The sequence below is a fragment of the Cryobacterium sp. CAN_C2 genome, from assembly GCF_015751745.1.
In the GTDB taxonomy this organism is placed as follows: Bacteria; Actinomycetota; Actinomycetes; order Actinomycetales; family Microbacteriaceae; genus Cryobacterium.
In genome coordinates this window covers 1-21,581 of record NZ_JADOUX010000006.1, presented here as the reverse complement: position 1 = coordinate 21,581, position 21,581 = coordinate 1, and the positions used below count along the sequence as shown (strand labels likewise).

Below are 21,581 nucleotides of genomic sequence, written 5' to 3'. Positions count from 1 at the left end.
CCATGACATCGCTCACTGCAGAATCCACCCGCGCGACCAAACCACCGCTGTGGACCCGGCTTCCCGTTGTACACCAGCTTCGCCAGAGCATTGGCCTGCAACGGGGCATGCTCGTGGTCGGCCTCATCATCACCGGCATCTTCATTCTGACCGCGATCTTCGCCCCGCTGCTCGCGCCGTACGGCTTCAGCCAGCTACGCGGTGACAACGGGCTGTTCGGGGCCCAGCGGGCACCGAGCGGCGAACATCTGCTTGGCACCACCGTCGGCGGCTACGACGTTCTCTCGCGCGTCATCTGGGGTTCCCAGACCGCCATCACCGTGATGATCGTCGCCGTCCTCCTCTCCATCTTCGCCGGCGTGGCCCTCGGCCTCGTCTCTGGCTACTTCGGAGGCTGGCTCGACCGCGTGCTCGTGGTCGTGTGCGACGCCGTCTACGCCTTTCCGGCGCTGCTGCTCGCAATCGTTATGGGCATCGTCATCTCGGGCGGTCGCTCCGACCTCATCGGCGGCATCCTCGCGGCATCGATCTCGATCACCGTCGTTTTCATTCCGCAGTACTTTCGTGTGATTCGCGCCGAAACCGTGCGCATCAAGGCGGAGGCCTACGTTGAGTCGGCCCGGGTTCTCGGAGCAAGCAACGCACGCATCATGTTCCGTCACGTGTTGCGCAACGCCACTCGCACACTGCCGCTCATCTTCACGCTGAATGCGTCAGAGGCGGTTCTGACCCTTGCCGGTCTTGGCTTCATTGGCTTCGGGATTGAACCGTCCTCAGCGGCCGAGTGGGGTTACGACCTGAATAAGTCGCTTTCCGACGTCTCAAGCGGCATCTGGTGGACCAGCCTGTTCCCCGGACTCGCCATCGTTCTCGTGGTTCTCGGCATCACCCTCGTGGGAGAAAGCCTCAACGACCTCGCCGACCCGCGCCTGCGCAGCCGCCGCGCCCCCGGCAAAACCGCCGGCGTCGTCGCCGCGACCAGTGTCGTTCCCGGTGGAACCCTGGCCGCCGGCCCCGGTGGCATTGACGGGCTCGAAGCCGACCTGCCCGCGTACGACCCGCACCCGATCGACGACCCATTCGAGGCCAAATAATGAGCGCTCACTCCCTACCCGACGTCGTACGCATCGAAAACCTCAATGTGACTTTTGCCACCGACGGCGGCGCGGTCAAGGCTGTCGACGGCGTCACGCTGCGCGTGGCCCCCGGCGAGGTGCTCGCGATCGTGGGTGAGAGCGGCAGTGGCAAGACCGTCACCGCGAAGACCATCCTCGGTCTGCTTCCGGAGACGGCGACCGCCCACGGCGCCGTGATCCTCAGCAGCAAGGACGGCGCGAACTCTAACGACGTTCTCGCCGTCAGCAAGCAGAAACTGCGCCAGCTGCGGGGAACAGATGTTTCCATGGTCTTCCAAGAGCCGTCTACCGCATTGAACCCCGTGTATACCGTCGGCTGGCAGATAGCCGAAGGAATTCGTGCCCACGGCGAATTCAGCCGCCGGGAAGCCCGCGCCAAGGCGATTGAGATTCTGGGCCGGGTCGGCATTCCCGACCCGGAGAGCCGCGTCGACTACTACCCGCACCAGTTCTCCGGTGGTCAGAAGCAACGCGTCGTTATCGCCATGGCCCTCGTGCTCGATCCCGGGCTGATCGTGGCCGACGAACCGACCACCGCCCTGGATGTGACCGTGCAGGCCGAGATTCTCGACCTGCTGCGCCGCTGCCGCGACGAATTCGGCACCGCCATCGTGCTCATCACGCACAATATGGGTGTCGTCGCCGACCTCGCCGACCGCGTCGTCGTCATGTACGAGGGCAAGGTCGTCGAGGAGGCCCCGGCCCAGGCCCTGTTCTCCAACCCTCAGCACGACTACACCAAGCGCCTGCTCGGGTCGGTGCCGCACGTCGGTCAGGGGACCACCCGTGCCACAGAGCGGGCACTCGCCCGCGAACCCGGGTGGGCCGTGGAGACACCGGTCGTCGTCGCCGATAACCTGAAAATTCAGTACCCGGGCCGGCTCGGAAAACCCGGTTTCACCGCCGTTGACGGGGTGAGCTTCATCATCCGTTCGGGCGAGGTCCTCGGCCTGGTCGGCGAGAGCGGATCGGGCAAGACCACCATCGGCCGTGCCATGGCCGGGCTCACCCAGGTGACCGACGGTTCCCTCACCGTGCTCGGCCACGAGATGAACGGATTCAAGGAACGCACCTTCAAGAAGGTGCGCAGCGACATCGGATTCGTCTTTCAAGACCCGGCGTCGAGCTTCAACCCGCTGCTCACGATCGCGGAGTGTGTGGCCGAACCGCTCGTCGTGCACGGACGCGCTGCCAATGCCGGTGCAGCCCGCAAACGGGTCAACGAACTGCTCGAGGCGGTGCAATTGCCGCGAGCCTACGGTGATCGCTACCCGCACGAGCTCAGCGGTGGCCAGCGTCAGCGGGCCAGCCTTGCTCGCGGACTCGCGCTGGAACCGAGCCTGCTCATCGCGGACGAGCCGACCAGCGCGCTTGACGTGTCGGTACAGGCCAAGGTGCTGGAGCTCTTCGCCGAGCTGCAGAAAGAGTTTGGGTTTGCGGCGCTGTTCATCAGCCACGACCTCGCGGTCGTTGACATTCTCGCCGATCGCATTGCCGTGCTGTACAAGGGAAAATTGGTCGAGGAAGGCACCGGTGCCGAGGTGCTCGGCGCCCCGAAGGACGCCTACACGCAGCGCCTGCTCGCCTCGCTGCCGGTTCCCGATCCGGCCGTCCAGGCACTGCGGCGGGATCAACTCCGCATTCTGCGTGCGGCAGGTTAGTCCGCATGAGGCATGCCGCGGATTCTGTTCCCCCGATCCAAACGAGCGATTTAACCATCGAGTACCCGCCGCACGGGGCCAGTCCGGCGTTTGTCGCGGTGCACGGGTTCACCCTGCGCATCGCGCCCGGCGAGGTGGTGGGGCTGCTCGGTGAGAGCGGCTCCGGCAAGAGCACCCTCGCCCGGGTGCTCTCGGGCGATGCCTTTGTGGGTTACGCCCCCGGTATCCGTCCGCAGATCACCGGGGGAGAGGCGACCGTGCTCGGGTTCGCTCTTCGCCGCATCAGCAAGCGCGAGCTGGCCCGGCTCACGTTTGGGGTTGGACTGCTGGCCCAGGATGCCGCCGACACCCTGCCGTCGACCATGACGGTGGCCGAGATTGTCGCCGAACCGGTGCTCGAACGGGATCGACGCTTCAACCGCCGCGCCCTGGGCGCCCGAGTGGCCACCATGATCGACGCGGTGCGCTTGCCGCTGGCCGTTCTCGGTCTGTACCCGTACGAGCTCTCCAACGGCCAACGGCAGCGGGTGGCGCTGGCCCGGGCGCTCGTGCACGGCCCGGCCCTGTTGATCGCGGACGAGCCGACAGCGGGTGTTGACGTGTTGGTTCGTGACGCCGTGATCGACCTGATCAGCGAACTGCAGCAGGAGCGTTCCTTCTCGGCACTCGTGATCAGCCACGACCTGGCCGTGCTGCAGCGGGTCGCGAACCGCATCGGTGTCATGCATCAGGGCGTACTGGTAGGCCTCGGCACTCTCGAAGACGTCTTTCGAGACCCGTGGCATCCGTACGTGCGGGGACTCGCCGCCGCTTTGCACCCTCCCGCTGCTGCCGCCGTCGTCGAGAACGCGCCGAGCGTCGTTACGGGCGATGAAACGGATGCCGCGACCGGAAGCTAAAGCACAAGCGACCGACCGCATCCACTCGTGAGCGGGATCGGTTGCGACCCTGGCCGACACGCCCGACCGACTTGTGGCTCACGAGGCCGCTCAGTTGCTGCTGCTGGCCCACTTTTGCGGGGACTGCACGGGTTGTCAGCCGGTCAAATCGGGCAGTCAAAGCCGATCGGAACCCGTCGTGGTTTTGGCACAGCAAAAAACCTTGGTAAAGTAGTAACGCTGTTCAAGCATTCCTCGATAGCTCAATTGGCAGAGCAGCGCACTGTTAATGCGCAGGTTCTTGGTTCGAGTCCAAGTCGGGGAGCGAAAGGCCACTCAGGGCTCCACCCCGGGTGGCCTTTTTTGTCGGTTCGTTTTTCTATCGACAAAAAAGCTCCTTCCCAATTTTCAAAGTGCACCACGGCTTCGGCACAAGAGACGGCGGTCCGCGTGGATTTCTCGCAACTTCTGGTACCTGCACTCGGCGTGCTCTCCGGAGCGCTTCTCGTGCTCTGCACCATCTCGCTGCTGCGCTCGCGCCGGGTCGTCTTCGATCGTAATGCCGCCGACCGGGTGCGCATCGAACTGGAACTCTTCCTCGCCGAGCAGCAGGGACGTCTGGCCATCATCCGCGAGCTTCAGGATGGCGCGGTGCTCACCATCGCCCGCCTCATCACCCGGGCCGAAGGTGCCCGGTACACCGCCGCGAGCGACCCCTCCACGGCCGTGCGGGCCGCCACCGCGCTCGTTGACGACGGCCGGGTAGCCCTCGCGGACATGCGTCGCGTCTTGACGATTGTGCGCGAGGGCGAGACCGTCGGCGCCCCACAGCCCGGCCCACAGTCGACCCGCGACCTGTTTCGCGTCATGCAAGACGCCGGTCTCGTCGTGAGTTTCATCGAATCGGGCGAGCGATTCGCCCTCACTGCCGGCTCCGAGCTCGCCATCTTCCGCATCCTGCAGAGCGCCCTCTCGAACGCCCTCAAGCACGGCGGCGTCGGCACCGAAGCGCGAGTGTCGTTCACCTGGACCCGCGACGGCCTGCAACTGCTCGTCGACGATGACGGCATCCGTGCCGCAGCCCGTCGTGACGGCAAAGAAACCAACGAACAGGCCGCACGCATCCCGTATACGATCGAAGACGACCTCAAGGCCCTCAGCGAGAGCATTGCCGGCCCCGGCATCACCCAGATGCGTGAGCGCGCCCAACTGTTTGGCGGCGTGTTCAACGCCGGAACGGTTCCCGGGCTTGGCTTCTCGGTGTCGGCCGTGTTCCCATCGCTACGCTTTCATAACGGCGTGCACGGCGTGGACCTGTCCCGGTGACCCCGGCATCCACTCGGTTCGCCGCTGGCCCGCGGGCCCGAACCTGACCGCGCACACGTGTACGCGGGCGTTTAGCCCTCAAGGTTGTCGACGCCCGGCGTCCAGCTGAGGCCGGGTACACCCCAACTCTTCTTGCGCTCGACCTTGGCGGCCATCTTCGCGTAGACATGCTCGAGACGATCGACATACAGCGTGCCGTCGAGATGGTCGTATTCGTGCTGAAAGATGCGAGCAAGCCAGCCATCCGCTCGAATCTCAAACGGTTGCTGCTCGGCGTCGACGGCCCGCAAAACGGCGGACTGCGCTCGTTTCAGTGGAAAACGCTCGCCCGGAAAAGACAGGCAGCCTTCGTCTTCGTCGATATCCTCGTCGTCAACGGGCACGGCAGACACCGGTGTGATCCACAGTTCGGGGTTGATCGCAACGCCTCGCCACGACACGTCATCATCATCTTGGTAGCTGTAAGTGAAAATGCGCAGCCCGATGCCCACCTGCGTAGCGGCAAGACCCACCCCGGGCGCAGCATCCATCGTCTCAAACATGTCTCGCACCAATTCGCGCAAACTATCGTCAAAATTGACGACGGGAGCGGCGGGGGAGTGGAGAACAGGGGCACCTGAAATTACTATCGCGCGTACGGCCATTTCTCCAGAATATCGGCAAGCTTGTCGATAGGGTCATGAAGTGACCTCTGACCTGACCGATCTGGCGACAGAAATTGCCATTGATCCACGGCAGGCCATCGGAATTCCGCTGGCTTTGGTCGGTGCCGTTTTTCTCTCCCTCGGCGCTCAATTTCAGCACTGCGGTGTCACAAAAGTCGAGGCGCACACCGAAGAGGTGACCGGTGGGCTCAATGTGCGCCAGCTGACTTTGCTACTCGCCCGGCCGTCTTGGGTGTTCGGATCGCTCATGCTCGGACTCGCCATCGTGTTCCAACTCACGAGCCTCGCCTTCGCCCCGATTATCGTGGTGCAGCCGCTCGGGGCGGTCGCCCTCGTCATCACCGCAGTTCTGAACGCCCGAGTCAGCAAGGTCAAGCTCAACCGTGCGAGCATCATTGCCATCTCCATGTGCGTGGGAGGGGTCGGCCTGTTCGTGACCGTGGCCGCGTTCACCGCCGTCGATAAGCCGGTCACCGACCAAAACCTGATGACCATCCTCATCGTTCTCGCGGGCGTTCTGCTGGCCTTCGCTCTCGCCTTCGGGTTTCTACGCCGCCGATCGCAGGCAATTTTCTACATTCTCGGTGCGGGGGTGCTCTACGGGTTCGTCGCGACCCTCGCCAAGGTTGTGATCAACCGCACCCAGAACGGTAACTTCGAGTGGCTCACCCTGACCTGTGTGCTCGGTCTGTTGCTCGCCGCCGCCCTGGGGGCCTACTTCGTGCAAAACGCCTATGCGTCGGGACCGCCCGATCTTGTCATTGCCGGGCTCACCGTTGTCGACCCGCTCGTCGCGGTCGGAATCGGAATCGTCGTGCTCGGCGAGGCGAGCCAGGCACCGCCCGCAGCAGCGGTGGCGTTCGTCATTGCCGGGGCGATCGCCATTTGGGGTGTATTCCTGCTGGCGCGCTATCACCCCCAACTCGACCGCTGACGCGCGAAGAATTTTCGGCCGCCACGGTGCGGGACACCACGCGGCAGGCACGGTTTAGAATAGGGTTCGAATGCGCCGCGTCATTTCCGTTGCGCGCACCCGAGATCTCCTGCCGGATGATGATCCCCGGCCAACCAACGTAGGGACCACTCCACTTGTCAGATTCGACCGACGTGCTGAGCAGCCCGACCCCGGGCAACGCGCCCGAGAGCGCGGCGAGTGCGCCGACCGGAAAGCCTCGGATTCGCGTACTCATCGCCGCCGACACGTTTGCACCCGATGTGAATGGCGCTGCACGATTTGCCGAGCGGCTCGCCGCTGGTCTGGTGGCCCGCGGTCACGAGGTTCAGATCATGGCCCCAGCCGCCTCCCGAAAGCACGGGAGCACGACGGAGATGCACGAGGGCCAGCCGATGGTGGTGCATCGCCTGCACAGCTGGCGCTGGTATCCGCACGACTGGCTGCGCTTTGCCCTGCCGTGGCTGATTCGCGGAGAGAGCCGACGCATTCTCGACTCCTTCCACCCCGACGTCGTGCACTTTCAGTCGCACATCAACGTGGGGCGTGGCGTATCCATCGAAGCGGCCAAGCGCAACATCCGCCTGGTCGGCACGAATCATTTCATGCCCGAGAACATGGTGAAATTTTCCCTCGTTCCGGTCGGTTTTCAGGATCGCGTGATCAAGGCCGCGTGGCGGGCCGCCCGACGTACCTTCGGCCGCGCCGCAGCCGTGACCACGCCGACCCGGAGGGCCGCACAGTTTCTGGAGAAGTACACGGGCCTCACCGGGGTGTACGCAATCTCCTGCGGGATCGACGCCGACAATTACGCACCGAATTTTGAGCCGCGCAGCGAGAACCGTATCCTGTTCGTCGGTCGCGTCACCGGCGAAAAACAGATTGACGTGCTGCTGCATGCGGCGGCGTTGTTGTCGCCCGACCTCGACGCCCAGGTCGAGATTGTCGGCGGGGGCGATCAGAAACGCAACCTGCAGCACTTGGCCGACACCCTCGGCATCCGCTCACGCGTGACGTTCACCGGTTATGTGACGGATGACGAGCTGCGCGCGGCCTATTCGCGGGCCACGGTGTTCGCCATGCCGTCCATCGCCGAGCTGCAGAGCATCGCGACGATGGAGGCCATGGCCTCCGGATTGCCGATTGTCGCGGCCGACGCTATGGCGCTGCCCCACCTCGTGCACGATCAGGCGAACGGGTACCTGTTCAAGCCGAGCGACGCGCAGGATCTGGCAGACAAGCTGACCGTGGTGCTCACGGCCGCCCCGGACCGCTTGGAGGAGCTGAAGCGGGAGTCACTCAAACTCATCGCCGCGCACGACATCAAGCGCACTCTGAACACATTCGAATGCCTGTATCGTGGGGAGTCGGTGAGCGATCTTGTCACCAACGGCGCCTCGTCGCAGACGCCTGAGTAGTCACGTATCTGTGGGTGCGACCGTTCGGTCGTTCTCTTTGGGGCGGTAGCTCAGCTGGTTAGAGCAGCGGACTCATAATCCGTCGGTCGTGGGTTCAAGTCCCACCCGCCCTACTGTAAAATCGATCTGATCAGGATTTCTTGTCTTAGCCGAAAGGGCAAGACTTGATACATCCACTGTTTATACATCGTTTATTGCTCAAATCTTGCGGATTGGTCCACAGTGAGGCCCGGAATTACGCGCATGTTTCGCCGCAGGGGAGTGGTTTTAGGGCGGTGGGATTCGGGGTCAAGTCTGCTTTGTGGTTCTCAAAAATGTACTTGATCAGGGTGTTTATTTTTCGATAGTAGGGCGAGACTTGATGCACTAGACGTTTATTGGACGTTTATTCAAAAATCAGATCAAATTCGGGTCTGATTGTGAAAACGCACTCGACGCAGCTCGGCTGAGTTAGATTGACCTCGTTCCGCTGAGGGCTAGCCGTGTTCGTCAAGGCGTATGAGTGCGATGGGAGTTCCGGCAGGCGAACTCGACGGGAAGATCTCCGGGCAAAGTCTCGTGACGACTGTGACCGCTCGGGGCGACGGCCGTAATGATCCGCCTCAACCGTCTATGACGAACTTACCCACTCTGGTCCTGCCGTGACTTTTGTAAACGGCAACGGAGAACGACTTGCCGTACGCTGTTCTTGCCAGGCGGGTACTTCCTCGGGTTAGTGAATTTCGTAGCCTGTGCATTGCCGTTCGGCGGTTTCAAGGGGTGGAAGCAACAGGGGCTATTTTCCTATTCGAGGTTAGCTCGCTGAGTAAGTCCACAGGGACGCTCCGGATGCTCAGGACGCTCCGCGAGTGTTTGTCTGAGTAGGCTCTATCCATGTGGGGAATTGGGTCCAAAGTCTCTCGAGTCAGGCCGGGAGCATGGTTTGGGATTGCCACGGTGCTCACCGTTCTGGGTTATATCGGAACCGAGCACCCTTTCTGGGCTCTCGTTTGGGCGATACCTCATGCACTCATACTTATTGGTATCTGGCGTGGCAGTCGGATGGCGTGGGTGTTTTTGGTCAGCGTCAGCGTGGTGCTGGCACTCGCGTTGGCCGTAGCGGGTCTGGGCGTGGCTTTCGGTTCTGGCTTCTTCGTGGACGTCTATTGGTGGGGTCCTGTGGCTCATTCGACCGCGTTACTCGCCCTTTTGGCTTACCGCGTGGCTAAGCAAACATCCGGACGTCTTCAAGACGAACCGTCAGTTCGGGCGGGTACTCTGAGTATTCGAGCTTCTGAGCCCCACCCGATCGTGCGGTTGAGCCCCACTGGACGTGCGGAAGAGCACCAGTGGTGGTGTGGCTCAGCACCACTGGTGCTCCCCGTCACGGATTACGCGGTCGCGAGGGCAGTTTGTTCCCTCATGTTGTAGGTGCCGGTGTCGACCCAGGTGGTGTTGTGGATGATGCGGTCCATGATGGCGTCTGCGTGGACGCCGGCGCCGAGGCGTTGGTGCCAGTCCTTCTGTTGATACTGGGTGCAGAACACTGTTGATGTCTCGCCGTAGCGGCGCTCCATCAGCTCCAGCAGCATTGTCCGCATCGATTCCGTCGGCTTATCGAGCAGCCACTCGTCGATGACCAGCAGGGTGAACGCGGCATATTTGCGGAGGAACTTGCCCGCGCCGCCCGGGGCGTCTTGCGCGGCGACCCAGGCTTCCTCGAGGTCGGGCATCCGGACGTAGTGGGCGCGGATGCGATGCTCGCAGGCCCGTTTGGCGATAGCGCATCCCAGATACGACTTCCCCGACCCGGTGAAGCCCTGGAAGACGACGTTCTGCTGCCGGGTGACGAACGAGCAGGTCCCGAGCTGGGTCAGCACCTGTCGGTTGAGGCCGCGCTCGCCCTGCAGGTCGATGCGCCGCAGATCCGCGTTCGGGTAACGCAGTCCCGCCCGCCGGATCAGCCCGTCAACCTTGGAATGCATGAAGCTCGAGTAGGCGTCGTCGACGACGAGCCGGACCCGTTCCTCGAAGGTCAGGCTGATGGAGAGTATCTCGTCTTGGAGGTCGATGGCCTGCAGTAGCTCGCCGGCGTTCATTTCGCGGAGCTTGCGTTTGGTCTCCCCGTCCAGCGCGCTCAACGGTTCCCTCCGGCGTAGTAAGCGCTGCCGCGAACGTAACCGCCATCGTCCGGTTCCGGTTGCGGAACTTGTCCGGTTTTGTCTTGCCCGGTGTCGAGGATCGGCCGCAAATGCGCATAGCGCGGGGAGCGGACCGGCCCCCGCAGCGCGAGTGCGCAGGCGGCCTCGACCCGGGCCGGAGGGAACCGGCGCGACAGTTTCAGCACGGCCAGCGCGGCGTCGAAGCCGGCCTCGTCGATGAAGACGGTCTCGAAGATCTTGGCCGTCACGGTGACGGTTGCCGGCCCGATCCGCGCGGCCCATTCCTCGATCCGGGTTCGGTCCCAGGCCTGGAAGCTGCGGCCCTCGGGCACGTCCGCATCGTTCGTCCGGTACTGGTTCGTCGTCGTGACCGGCAGCAGCAAATGGCTGGCCAGACGCTCATCGCGCCGATAGACCTCCAGCATCGTCTCGGTGACACGAAGGTCCACCAGCGCGCCGATGTGGCTGAAGGGGACGGAGTAGAAATTCTTCGCCCAGACCACGTGCGCGTTGGCGTTGACCTTTCGTTTATAGGACCACGTGCTGATCTCGAACGGCGCCGCCGGCAGTGCCTGCAGCAGAGGTTTCTCCTCGGTGGTGAACACGCTGAGGCGGGACCCGACGCGTTTCTGGAACGGCTCCCGGTTGTAGGCATCCATCTGTTCCCGGATTCGCAGGCGCAACTGCGCCAGCGAGGTGAACGTCTCCTTCCTCAAGCCGGCGATGACCCAGGTCGCGACATGGGCCACCGTGTTCTCAGTGCTACTTTTGTCGCGCGGGTGCCGAACTCTGCCGGGGAGCACCGCGGCCGAGTAGTGCGCCGCCATCTCCCGGTAGGCATCGTTCAAAACGACCTCCCCTTCCTTTGGGTGGGAGATCACCCCTGTCTTCAAGTTGTCGGGCACCAGGCGTGGGACGCTGCCGCCGTAGAAGGCGAACATCGCAGTGTGGGCGCGCAGCCACGACTCTTGCCGCATATCCAGGGTGGCTTCCACGAACGCATAGCGGCTGAACGGTAGGCAGGCGACGAACAAATACACCTTCGACCTCTCACCCGACGTCGGATCGAGTAGTTGCATTGTGGGCCCGGACCAGTCGACCTCGATGCTGCGGCCGGCTTTGTGGCCAACCCGCGACGTCGCCCCCGAGACAGCGGCGTGCTCGCCATAGAGGCGGCAGAAGCGGTCGTAGCTCATCGTCGCCTGCGCCGTCGATGAAGCGTCGACATACTCTTGGTGCAACAGCTTCAACGTCACCCCGACCCGTGCCAACTCCGTATGCACCCGCGCCCAGTCCGGCTGCGCGAACACGCTCTCGTGGACGCCGCGGCCGGGGAACAACGTCGAATACACCGTGGCCTCCGACAACTCGGCGACGTCGTCCCAGTCGAGCCCGAGCCGCTCTGCTGCATCGAGCACAGCTCGAATGCTGTGCCGGGACATCCCCTGGGCGGACTCGATCGCCCGTCGCGACAAGCCCTGATTACGCAGCTGCAGGATCTGCTTCGTTTTGATCTTTCGTACCATTGCCGGTACTCCTTCCACCATGTGGCGCTCACCTGGTGGGAGGAGCTTTTCAGGTGGGGCTCAACCACGCCGGTAGTGGGGCTGAACGATACAAATCACGCATCTGAACAGTGGGGCTCACTCGCACCACAGGTGGTGCCCATCGAAGCGAATATTCAGTACTCGGACTGCGACGCTTTAGCCGCTACCGACTCGTGCTTCAGCCAGAGCGCTGGAAAACCCTCAACGTCCATGAACCGTTTTACTGCGTGGGGGCGATCGCGGCTTCTTCGTTGTTCCCGGTTAGTTTGCTGAGCAGGTCAGCTGGGGTGCTCCGATTGAGGGTTTTGCGGGGCCTTTCGTTGAGTTCGGTGGCTACTTCGAGGAGCCGTTGGGCGCTGTGTGCGTTCAGATCGGTGCCTTTAGGGAAGTACTGGCGCAGGAGTCCGTTGGCGTTTTCGTTCGATCCTCGCTGCCAGGGCGAGTGCGGTTCACAGAAGAAGATCGGTACCCCGGTCGCTGTGGTGATCTCAACGTGTCTCGCTAGCTCGGTTCCCTGATCCCACGTCAGCGACCGCCGCAGATGCACGGGTATAAGGCCCAGAGCAGCGATGAGGCCGTCGTGCAGCGCCGTGGCGCTGTGGCCGTTGGGTAGATGCACCAACACAATGAATCGGGTAGTGCGTTTAACAAGGGTCGCGATCGCTGATCCAGATGCCGATCCGACGATGAGATCGCCTTCCCAATGCCCGGCAACAGCACGGTCGTCGGCTTCAGTGGGCCGTTCGCTCACCATCACCTTGTCGCGAATTCGACCCGTCGCACTCAGGTGGGAGTTTCGTGGTTTTCGGGCTGAACGCCCTCGTCGCAAGTGCCGGTGCAGGCGCGGTCCGACATAACCGTGGCCTTGAACGTACAGGCTTTGATAGATCGCCTCGTGGGAGACCTGCAGCTGGGCCTGGCCAGCGAACACGACCGCGAGATCATCGCTAATTTGCTGCGGACTCCAGTTCTTCTTCAAACGTTTCTCCACGACAGCAGCAAGCTGCCGGCCGTCGAGCCTGCTGGGCTTAGGCCGGCGCGCCCTCACCTCACAACGTTTCTGCGCGGCATACGGCCGGTAGCTCCGCGTTGTCGGATGAGCGTTCCGGCGCAATTCCCGACTGATCGTCGACGCGGCCCGGCCCAGGTCCCTGGCGATTGTCCGGACTCCGGCGCCACCGAGCCTCAAGTCCGCGATGCGCAGACGCTCTTCTTGACCCAAGTATCGGCCCGAGGACGCAACGATCGGAACGGGTATTCGTCCGCCAGCGGCTTTAATCCATCGATATCCCTGTTTGCGACCCATACCCATAGACTCACACGCCGCCGCAGCCGACATCCCCTCGCGAACCTTGTCCCAGAACAAGTTCTCTCGGTCTTTCATGATCAATCTTGACGCCATTGATTACACCGCTTTCAAAGGGTGTTGCTACGACCCCTTGAAACCGCCCACGGCCTACGAGACGTCGGGATAGCGAAGTAACGCCCTCGAGCTTGTCCGTAAGCCGCACGGTCATCGGGCTTAATGTCGAAACAGCTAAACGGGCACCCTCGGGAAAATTGGCGGCTTCATCCCAATAACGGCGGGGAAGTGTCCGCAGCAGGTCCCGCTTGCGGGCGGTCGAAAATGAGCGCCGTTGATGCGGGCGCAAGTGTTAGAGGGTGACGTCCTCCCAAACCAACGGTGTGACTTCCTTGCAGAGCCAGTCGCGGCGAAGTATCGCGTAGGCAACCGACGCCAGCGGCGCCGCGCCTTCGACGGGCCAAGACTCGCGGTAGTGCGCCTCTTTCAGCCATCCGGATCTAAGGAAAATGCGTCGCATCGCGATGTTGTCCTCTCGTGTTTGTCCTTCGAACCTGGTGACCGCTGGCATTGTCGTGAACACAAAATCCGTCACGACGGCAAGAGCTTGCGTTCCAAGGCCTTGTCCGCGATACCGCTCGGCGAGGCGGAGGTCCAGCAATGGCGTTGGGTCCTGCACATCGTCCAAACGTACGAGCCCGACGGTCTCGCCATCTCCAGCGCGCAACCAAAAGACCTCATGATCGGGGGTGCCGTATGAGCCTGCCTTCATCGCTTCTGCAACATCTTCGTGGGAAGGTCTCGCGTTGACGTGGAATGGAAACTCGTTGCTCGTCAAGAACCGGGTCACGTCGTCGCTGTCGGCTCCTGACGCGTCGAGCAGCTGAAGAGAAAAATCCATACATGAAGGCTAGACGGGAGAGGCACGCCCTGGATTGTCTGAAACAGGGCGTCCCTACCTCTGCGGGTATCTGATATAGCTTCGGCTTGCGGGCGCTTCGGAACTGGTGGACCTCGCAACCCGATGAATGCCGCGGTCCGCAATGGAACCACCCCGACGCGGTGATCATCGAGTCAAGGAGTCAACCGAACCGACAGCACGCCCGAACCCGCAGTCGGTCGCTCTCTTTGAGGGGTCTGAATTGCAGCCCGGTGATCGTCACTCCAACCCGTCTCTGTCTCAACCCTGAATGACGAACTCACCCACCTTGGTCTTGCCGTCACTTTTGTAGACCGTTACAGAGAACGTCTTGCCTGCACGCTCTTTCTGCCAGGCGAGCGCTTCTTCGGGTGAGCTGAGCTTTGCCGCCTGTGCGCTGCCGTCAGCCTGGGCGAGTTCTCTCGCATAGACGAACCCCGGTTGGTTGTTCGTTGCCACCATTGAAACGAGGTCAGGCTGACCTTTTTCGTTCGCCGCACCATAGGTGTCCCCGTTGTTGTTCACAGCCCAGTCGGTGACCCGCTCGCTGACCCAGGTGGCTTCGATTCTCCACCGTGCGCCTGGGCTTGTAGAGATTTTCGTGGAGTCCTGGCCGGGCGCGATCAGGAGGCTGTACGTGGCTACGCCCAACAGTCCTGCCTCATCATCGGCACCACATCCCATGCTCGCCCCGTCTGCGAAGAGGAACGTCCCCTCGGTGAGGCATGTCAGGGATACGAAGATGTTCGTTGCGCCGTTTGGTGCCGGCCCGAGGTCGACGGTCGCGGACCCGGTGTGGGTTTCGATAACAGTTGTGGCGAGTTCTGTGACTTGGGTGCCACCCGGGATCGGCAAGAGGCCCGAGGCAAACGCACCACCCCCAATCAGCAATGTCCCGCCCACGAAAATCCCAGCGCCAAGGCGAATACGGGTGCGCAAAACAGGCCCGCGTTTCTTCGTCGCGGACGCGCGAGCCTCTAGCTCGTGGCGCACCGCTGCAGAGAACACTGGATCGAATTCAACCTCGTTCATGGCATTTCCTTCACGAGCTGTGGGAGTCGTTCTCGGAGTTTGGTTTTCGCGCGATGGAGGCGAGTACGAGCTGCGCCAGCGGAAAGGCCAAGCAGTGCAGCTGCGTCAGTGATCTGGTAGTCCTCGAGAGTGACCAGGACTATCAGGGCTGCATCCGTTTGGCTCAGTAGCTTGATCTCTCGCGTCAGAGCGTTGTCCGCGCCTTGGTCGGCAATATCAACTGGCGTTCGCTGCTCGTAGTCGCGTGCATCGGCGGTCCTCGGAAGAGCGTCCAACAAGGCGCGATGACGCCGAGTCCCTCGTCTGACGTTCCGCGCAACATTGCTGGCGGTCACCAGCAGCCATGGCACAACCGAGCCATTCACCAGGATGATGCCGTTGCGACGCCGCCACAGTTCCAGGAACGAGGTTGCGGTTACCTCCTCCGCATCGTGCGGATTGTCCACCAGACGCAAGCAGTGGCGAAAGACACGATCACGATGTTCGTCGAATAGCAAAGCAAACGCGCGTCCGTCGTCAGCACACGCGCGCGTCCACAACTCGAGCTCGTTCACAATGCCCATCCCCATACCCTGTAGTGTCCGGCAACGCTGAAAACGTTACAGCCGCCTGAATTTTCATCGACATAAACCCAATACCGACGGGCGGGCGTGACCCGGGATCTCACGGCGAATAGTGCGCCGCGGGGTGTCGGGTCGACTGCGCTCATCATCCACGTCGTGAGCATGCTCGGCGCTCGAAACGGTGGGAGATACGCGATCCTCCTCAGAGGTCATCGGAGTTCAATTTGCCGGCCGAGAACTCGACCTGGTGACGGCCTCGTGAGTCGCAACATCAGCACGCTCCCCCGCTCGATGGATTATCTCCAGACCTGGCGCCTTAATGAATCCCATTGAGGCCGAACACGTTGTGTCCGTAAGCCCCGTTCTACGGATGGCTGGTTCAGCGAAGAACTTTGGCACGCGGCCGTGGTGCTCGCTATTGGGACGGTCGCAGCTCGGCCTTGCCGTCGAGAACTACGAGTTGCTTTTCCGGGCAGACGGGCCCCGCGACGGCAACCTTTTGGCCTGAACTGAACTCGACGATGATGTCTCCCGGGGTGCAGCCGGAACCGAGGATGCTGGCACCGCCCAATGCGGCGACCGTGATCACTTCGTCACGTGTTGAGACGGTGACGTCGGTAGAGCTTTCGTTGCTGATGTTGAGGTCGCCACGGCCGGTGCACGCCGTCAAAGTTGCGGTCACCGCCAGAATGATGAGTCCGCTTCGTGCGAGCCCGTTCCAATGTCCCATCAAACCCACCGCCAATGGTTGCCCAATCAATTCTTTGATGGTGATCCTACGCGGCCTCAAGTCGGCGACGATCGTGAGAGGCACGATAGCGGTCGCGCCGCGTCACCGAAGTTTCTGTTCCGCTCGAGGTTCGGCTTACGGCGATTGTTTGGTGCCGTTCCAACTTGCAGAGGACCCACCCGGACGCGAACGATTTGCCCTGCGTGCCGTCACCAGCGTGATCACCGCAACTATCGCAATCGCGCCGAGCCATATCCATAGGTTCGTGTCGATCCCAACGAGTGACCTTTGATACGAGCCGCAGATCGACGTGCCGCCAGCGGGTGCGTCTGCACACCAGCCTCCGCTAACAATCGGCGCTAGGAAGACGGAGATGCCCAAGCAGGCGAGTGTGCCTAGCCACATTGTGGCGACAACGGATCTCCGGCGGTGAATCATGCCTACAGCCAATCATTACTCAAGCCCGAGCACCCCCATCGATACTCTTTTGTGATCCCACGAGTCGCAAAGAGGCTCCGCTGCGGCACCGTCCCGTTGACCGTTCCTCTCGCGGGCAGTCCACCTACAGGCGATTCGGTCGCAGACATCCACCGGTCGCGGTGCGAAAACTACCAGCGGAGATGCCTCGCTTCGCATGTCGGGATGCGGCAGGATAGGACCACTGCGACGATCGATTGGAGGCCGACGGTGTCGTCAGAAAAGCCGGACATCCTGCGGAGGCCGCAGTATGACCACCGATTCTGGGTTGGTTTTGGCCCCACTGTGGTGGTCGCTGTGAGCATAGCGTGGGCGTATGCGGTCGGCATTGTTACTACGAGCGAGTACGTCCTGCTGTTCGTTCTCATCCTTCTGGCGTTCATCCCGGCGATGATGGTCCTTGCGTACACGATCGACGATGCGAGACGGGGCTTTCGATATACCACTGAGGTCCAAGGCCTCCTGTACATGGGGGTGCCCTGGATATTTTCGATCTCGCTCTTGGTCCTCGCCCGATGGTTGGTCTTCGTGAGCGAGGCACAATTTCTGATTGCGCTCGGGCTTGTTGGCGTCGCGTCTCTTCCTGCATTGGTATATGGCGCAGCGCACAACCATTGGAATCGAAATCTTCCACTTCGAGATCCAAACGGCAATCCTCACCCTGACTGATTCAGCGCCGACGCGGTCGCTCTTTCCGGGCGCGCAGGAAATTTGCACGCAAGGGACTACCTCCCTCCGGGTCACGGTCACCGTGGCCATTTCTTGCGCAAGGCATTGACGCGGTCGACTAAGTGTTTGAGCACGGCACCGTTGGTGGGTCTGCTTTCGGCTGCTACTGAGGGAGGATTGTGGTAATCTGAGGGCATCATGATCAGTCCGCTCGCCTCACGGCTCGGGCTGATTTTCTTTAACTAGGAGACTCGTGGCTGAGTACGCCAAGAAGTGGTTGTCCGTTGGTGAGCAGACGGGGAAACTTAAGTCACGCGGTGTCGAGGTTCAAGACCCCGAGAGCTGCCGCAAGCTCCTCCAGGCCGTTGGCTACTACCGACTTACTGGATACCTCTATCCGTTCCGAGAGTCAGAGCCAATTACGGATGACGAAGGTCGAACCAGGTCTCGTGTGCTCAACCGCTACCGTGCGGGCACCACGGTTGAGCATGCCGCCGGGCTTCTTGATTTTGATCGCCGTCTGCGAATGCTCGTGCTGGAGGGCATTGAAAGGATCGAAATCTCCTTTCGCATGCAGGTCGGATACGTCCTTGGTCGGCAATCGGCCTTCGCCCACAACGATCCCGCCAACTTTGTAGCTTCGTTCACCACGGCGTCCTTCGACGAGCTGACGGGTGAAACGTTGCCGAGCAAACACGAGCAATGGCTTGCACGCGTGGAAGCGCGGAAGGCTGAGTCGGACGAAGCCTTCGTCGCTCACTTCCGCAATAAGTACGACGACAAGATGCCCATCTGGGCACTGACGGAAATCTTGGAATTTGGGCACTTAGGCCGGCTCTACTCCGGATTGAACAACGCACTCGCAACGCAAATCGCCGCCGCGTACGGGGCTCCGTCAAAGAAAGTGATGAGCAGCTGGACCTCCAGCCTGAACTATGTGCGGAATGTCTCCGCGCATCACGCTCGGCTCTTCAATCGGAAACTCGTCAGTGCGCCAGCGCGCCCCAGCGCAGGGCAAGTTCCCCTCCTCGGCCACCTCAAAGACGAGGTTACGTCGAAACAAGTATTCGGCGTCTACAACGCCCTAGCGGTAATGGCATATCTGCTCCGGACCATCGATCCAGATAGCGGATGGATGCCTCGCGTTGTTGACCTCATCAACGCTTTTCCCAATTCTGACTTTCTGACCGCCGAGTCAATGGGGGTGCCGGAAGGATGGGCAGCGTTGAAGCTCTGGCGGACTCAACACGACGACGGCTGATCCTGCGCGGAGGGCGGGTTGGTGTACAGTCTCGCCATACCATCACTCATCCAGCGACGACTGGCGATTGAGCGCATTCGCACCGCCGCAGTCTTCTGGCTGTCGCTCGGCGGCATCTGGGTCATGGTCGCACTCATTCAGGTGGTGATCTCGGGTGCGTTTTGAACTTGGTGCTCGGGGCTGGTTGGATCGTGATCGATGCCGTCACGTTGATTCGCTACCGCCACGAGATTAGGGTCTTCACGGTCGAGAACGGCGAGGACGCCGGCCCACGCCCAGGCTCATAACTTCCGCCGCGTAGTCGGCGCCATTCACAGCGGAATTCGGTGGACGACGAGTGATCGAGCCGCTTCGCCGCGGTCGCGTTGAACATCGACCAAAATCGCCCACAATGTGTTCCTTTCTGAAACCCCGCATAAACCCCGCAGATTGAAAATCGCCCGGGGTGGAGAGCGTGATCACCCACCCAGTGTTTTACTGGGAACAATGACTGTATGGGGCTTCCGTGACCCCGCTGAGTCTGGATCACGATAATCGTGGTGTCGCGGGTACCAGTCTCTACCTAAGGCTTCTATGTCGGCGACCACCGAACAAACGTCTAGAAGGGCGCAGCCGTATTAAAAGTGTTCTCGGCGTAACGTGTTGGATTGGACTGGGCAGGTGGTGCAGCGTGTCTGAGTCGCTCGAGGATATGACGATGAAGCGGAAAGCTGAGCCCTGGTGCTGCCACGACACGAAGGGGCCGCCGCACGTGGGTAACGATCCGAACTTCGGCGGGCCAGTAAACACCTCGACCTCTCAAGGAGACTTGACGCACGCACGTTTATACGACGTTTATTCAATCGAGAACCGCCGAGACGGGACTAGGTGTCGGGATTGCATGGAAAAAACACAAACAAGGAACTCCTGATCAGATCGAGATCAACCGAGATTGGTCGAGGTTTCGACCTGCAGATATGCCAGTGAGATCGGGCCTACTGCAATCCGTCGGTCGTGGGTTCAAGTCCCACCCGCCCTACTGTAAAATCGATTTGATCAGGGTTTCTCGTCTTAGCCGAAAGGGCAAGACTTGATACATCCATTGTTTATACATTGTTTATTGCTTGAGCCCCTCCTTCGCGGGGCCCTCGTAGAGAAGGTGCACGACTCAGATCGAGTGATCTGGAGTGACCTCGAGTACCTACGGGATATGGACAACGAACGGCTTTTAGGGCTCGGTCTCGAGCCGCTTCTCACCACGAGCGAGCTCGCCGATTATCTTGGCGTGCACGCCCAGGCCATTTATGACCTGCGCACCGACGGACGCGGCCCCTCCGGCATTCGAGTGGGCCGGGAGATTCGCTACAGGGTCTCCGACGTTTGCCGGTGGCTGGACGGCCTGCACGAACCAGAGCGATCGCTTAGCGGCCACGGAGCCGAGCTCTGATGGCCGGGCGACCGCGATTACCGATCAGTACGTTCGGCGCTATAAAGACGGCCAAGGTCGGGCCCAATAGGTTTCGGGCGACGACAATGTTTCGCGACTGGGACGGCCAGACTCGGCAAGTCGGCGCAACGCGGTCGAGTAGTAATGCCGCGCAGGCAGCGCTCAAGGTGGATCTATCGGCCCGGCTGCATGCCGGGGGCATTGCCGATTCCCTAAATGCGAGCTCGCCATTCCCACTGCTCGCGGCAGCCTGGATGGAGGACGTCATGCTCGACGTTGACCGAACCCAGGGAACCAAGGAGACCTACCAACGCGAGCTGCGCGTGCTCGTTTTGCCGTTCTTCAAGAACTTCACCGTACGTGAGGTGACCGTGGGCCGTATAGAGAAATTTCTCAAGAGGCAGAGGGAGATCTCGTTCACCCGGGCGAAGCATTCAAAAACACTTCTGAACATGATTATGGCGTTCGCGGTTCGACGCGAGATCATTTCGCGAAACCCCGTGAAAGAGACCTCACGCATGAGAACGCCCCCGCACACCCCGAAGGCACTCACTCCTGAACAGATCGCTGCCATCCGCCTCGCAGCCAGCGAGTGGCGCATGGGGGAGGACATCATGGGGCCGCGATCTGATGGGCAAGTGCGCGACCTGATCGAGGTGACGCTCGGTACGGCAACGCGCATCGGCGAGGCGCTCGCTCTTCGGCAATGTGACGTCGACATGGACGCAGACCCACCACGGTTGAGCATTACCGGAACGCTCGTCGTACATAACGGCAAGGGCGTCTATCGTCAGGAACATCCCAAGACTAATGAGTCGAACCGGGTCATCGCCGTGCCGGCTTTTGCGGCAGAGGTAATCCGTCAGCGGTTGGCGCTCATCGACCCAGAAGATGAGGAGCACCTGCTGTTCTTCACGCGCAAGGGGACGCCGCTCACGCCGTATAACGTGAGGCGCACGTTCCGGGGGGTACTGCGGAACGCTGGACTGGACGGCCTGGACATCAGCCCGCACGCATTTCGTAGAACCGGCGCGACGCTGCTCGCTAACGAACTCGGCATGCAGGCAGCGGCGGACGTGCTTGGACATACTTCGACGTCGACAACGAAGGCGCACTACGCCGAGCCTGACCGCACAGTAAAGTCGGAGCCGGCCGCAGTACTGCAGCGGTTGGCGCCGCCGACGTGAGGGTCTGTTATGGCGGCACGGCCAGCATCACTTTGCTGGTCCATGATTTGCGCGGTCAAAACTATAGGTTTGGAATAGTGCGACAGCAACGTGATGCGTCGGGCGGAGGTGGAGATCCGCGCGGGGATGTTGATGAGTTTGCGGCGGATGGTGGGTGTAGTCGCTTTGCTCAGGGTGGGGCTGGCCACGGCCCCGCCCCTACGTGTCAAGGTCGAGTGAGGCCAGTACCTAACAGCAAGTTCGCCATTTGACGTAGGGCGAGAATCAGGAATCATCACCATGTCCAGCCA

At 61.6% G+C, this 21,581-nt stretch carries 19 protein-coding genes and 2 tRNA genes; 13 read left to right on the top strand and 8 right to left on the bottom strand.

Features of this window, described 5'->3' with window-relative positions; translation table 11 throughout:
• Nucleotides 1-2: 2 nt before the first annotated feature.
• The 5 genes from IWX77_RS06755 (at nt 3) to IWX77_RS06735 (ending at nt 5,001) form a co-directional block, all read left to right on the top strand.
• A complete protein-coding gene (locus IWX77_RS06755) occupies nt 3-1,094 on the top strand; it encodes an ABC transporter permease (RefSeq protein ID WP_196843756.1) in 1,092 nt (363 codons plus the stop codon).
• Nucleotides 1,094-2,797 carry a dipeptide ABC transporter ATP-binding protein gene (locus tag IWX77_RS06750; protein WP_196843755.1) on the top strand — a complete coding sequence of 568 codons (1,704 nt, stop codon included), beginning with the start codon at nt 1,094-1,096 and terminating at the stop codon, nt 2,795-2,797. The genes IWX77_RS06755 and IWX77_RS06750 overlap by 1 nt, the downstream gene beginning before the upstream one ends.
• A gap of 5 nt (nt 2,798-2,802) precedes the next feature.
• Nucleotides 2,803-3,696: an ATP-binding cassette domain-containing protein gene (locus IWX77_RS06745; protein ID WP_196843754.1), complete on the top strand. Its 894-nt coding sequence runs from the start codon at nt 2,803-2,805 to the stop codon at nt 3,694-3,696.
• A 231-nt stretch (nt 3,697-3,927) separates the two neighbouring features.
• Nucleotides 3,928-4,000 (top strand) — tRNA-Asn (locus IWX77_RS06740).
• Nucleotides 4,001-4,125: 125 nt separating this feature from the next.
• Nucleotides 4,126-5,001 (top strand): sensor histidine kinase, encoded by an 876-nt coding sequence (locus tag IWX77_RS06735; RefSeq protein ID WP_196843753.1) that lies wholly within the window; start codon nt 4,126-4,128, stop codon nt 4,999-5,001.
• 71 nt (nt 5,002-5,072) lie between these two features.
• Here the strand turns inward: IWX77_RS06735 and def are convergent, their stop codons facing one another.
• The gene (gene def / locus IWX77_RS06730) at nt 5,073-5,645 is read right to left on the bottom strand and encodes a peptide deformylase (RefSeq protein WP_196843752.1); all 573 of its coding nucleotides are present in this window, start codon (nt 5,643-5,645) and stop codon (nt 5,073-5,075) included.
• A 40-nt stretch (nt 5,646-5,685) separates the two neighbouring features.
• On the opposite strand from def, the gene IWX77_RS06725 reads away from it, so the two are divergent.
• The 3 genes from IWX77_RS06725 (at nt 5,686) to IWX77_RS06715 (ending at nt 8,149) form a co-directional block, all read left to right on the top strand.
• Nucleotides 5,686-6,600 (top strand): DMT family transporter, encoded by a 915-nt coding sequence (locus tag IWX77_RS06725; RefSeq protein WP_196843751.1) that lies wholly within the window; start codon nt 5,686-5,688, stop codon nt 6,598-6,600.
• A gap of 155 nt (nt 6,601-6,755) precedes the next feature.
• Nucleotides 6,756-8,036 (top strand): glycosyltransferase, encoded by a 1,281-nt coding sequence (locus IWX77_RS06720; RefSeq protein WP_442784432.1) that lies wholly within the window; start codon nt 6,756-6,758, stop codon nt 8,034-8,036.
• Nucleotides 8,037-8,075: 39 nt separating this feature from the next.
• Nucleotides 8,076-8,149 (top strand) — tRNA-Ile (locus tag IWX77_RS06715).
• Nucleotides 8,150-9,406: 1,257 nt separating this feature from the next.
• Here IWX77_RS06715 and IWX77_RS06710 read toward each other — a convergent pair.
• From IWX77_RS06710 to IWX77_RS06680, 7 genes are all read right to left on the bottom strand, one after another.
• Nucleotides 9,407-10,156, bottom strand: a complete 750-nt coding sequence (locus IWX77_RS06710) for an ATP-binding protein (RefSeq protein WP_327012105.1) — start codon at nt 10,154-10,156, stop codon at nt 9,407-9,409.
• Nucleotides 10,153-11,703: an IS21 family transposase gene (gene istA, locus IWX77_RS06705; RefSeq protein ID WP_196843750.1), complete on the bottom strand. Its 1,551-nt coding sequence runs from the start codon at nt 11,701-11,703 to the stop codon at nt 10,153-10,155. Before istA ends, IWX77_RS06710 begins: the two co-directional genes overlap by 4 nt.
• Before the next feature lie 241 nt (nt 11,704-11,944).
• Entirely contained in the window at nt 11,945-13,126 is a 1,182-nt protein-coding gene (locus IWX77_RS06700; protein ID WP_442784431.1) for an IS30 family transposase, read from the bottom strand.
• Nucleotides 13,127-13,379: 253 nt separating this feature from the next.
• On the bottom strand, nt 13,380-13,928 hold the full coding sequence (locus IWX77_RS06695) for a GNAT family N-acetyltransferase (protein WP_196843749.1): 549 nt from the start codon (nt 13,926-13,928) through the stop codon (nt 13,380-13,382).
• A gap of 279 nt (nt 13,929-14,207) precedes the next feature.
• Nucleotides 14,208-14,978 (bottom strand): peptidase M56 family protein, encoded by a 771-nt coding sequence (locus IWX77_RS06690; protein ID WP_196843748.1) that lies wholly within the window; start codon nt 14,976-14,978, stop codon nt 14,208-14,210.
• Complete coding sequence (locus IWX77_RS06685; protein ID WP_327012104.1) at nt 14,975-15,541, bottom strand: RNA polymerase sigma factor; 567 nt, start codon at nt 15,539-15,541, stop codon at nt 14,975-14,977. The genes IWX77_RS06690 and IWX77_RS06685 overlap by 4 nt, the downstream gene beginning before the upstream one ends.
• Before the next feature lie 415 nt (nt 15,542-15,956).
• Nucleotides 15,957-16,271: a hypothetical protein gene (locus tag IWX77_RS06680; protein ID WP_196843746.1), complete on the bottom strand. Its 315-nt coding sequence runs from the start codon at nt 16,269-16,271 to the stop codon at nt 15,957-15,959.
• Between the two features lie 687 nt (nt 16,272-16,958).
• Here IWX77_RS06680 and IWX77_RS06675 point away from each other — a divergent pair.
• The 5 genes from IWX77_RS06675 to IWX77_RS06655 all read left to right on the top strand — a co-directional run bounded on the left by IWX77_RS06675 (nt 16,959) and on the right by IWX77_RS06655 (nt 21,291).
• On the top strand, nt 16,959-17,417 hold the full coding sequence (locus IWX77_RS06675; protein WP_334353653.1) for a hypothetical protein: 459 nt from the start codon (nt 16,959-16,961) through the stop codon (nt 17,415-17,417).
• A 253-nt stretch (nt 17,418-17,670) separates the two neighbouring features.
• Nucleotides 17,671-18,678, top strand: a complete 1,008-nt coding sequence (locus tag IWX77_RS06670) for an Abi family protein (RefSeq protein ID WP_196843744.1) — start codon at nt 17,671-17,673, stop codon at nt 18,676-18,678.
• Between the two features lie 18 nt (nt 18,679-18,696).
• Nucleotides 18,697-18,843, top strand: coding sequence for a hypothetical protein (locus IWX77_RS06665; protein WP_196843743.1), 147 nt, complete (start codon nt 18,697-18,699; stop codon nt 18,841-18,843).
• Between the two features lie 934 nt (nt 18,844-19,777).
• Nucleotides 19,778-20,104, top strand: a complete 327-nt coding sequence (locus tag IWX77_RS06660; RefSeq protein WP_327012103.1) for a helix-turn-helix transcriptional regulator — start codon at nt 19,778-19,780, stop codon at nt 20,102-20,104.
• Nucleotides 20,105-20,190: 86 nt separating this feature from the next.
• A complete protein-coding gene (locus IWX77_RS06655; protein WP_196843742.1) occupies nt 20,191-21,291 on the top strand; it encodes a tyrosine-type recombinase/integrase in 1,101 nt (366 codons plus the stop codon).
• Nucleotides 21,292-21,581: the final 290 nt, after the last annotated feature.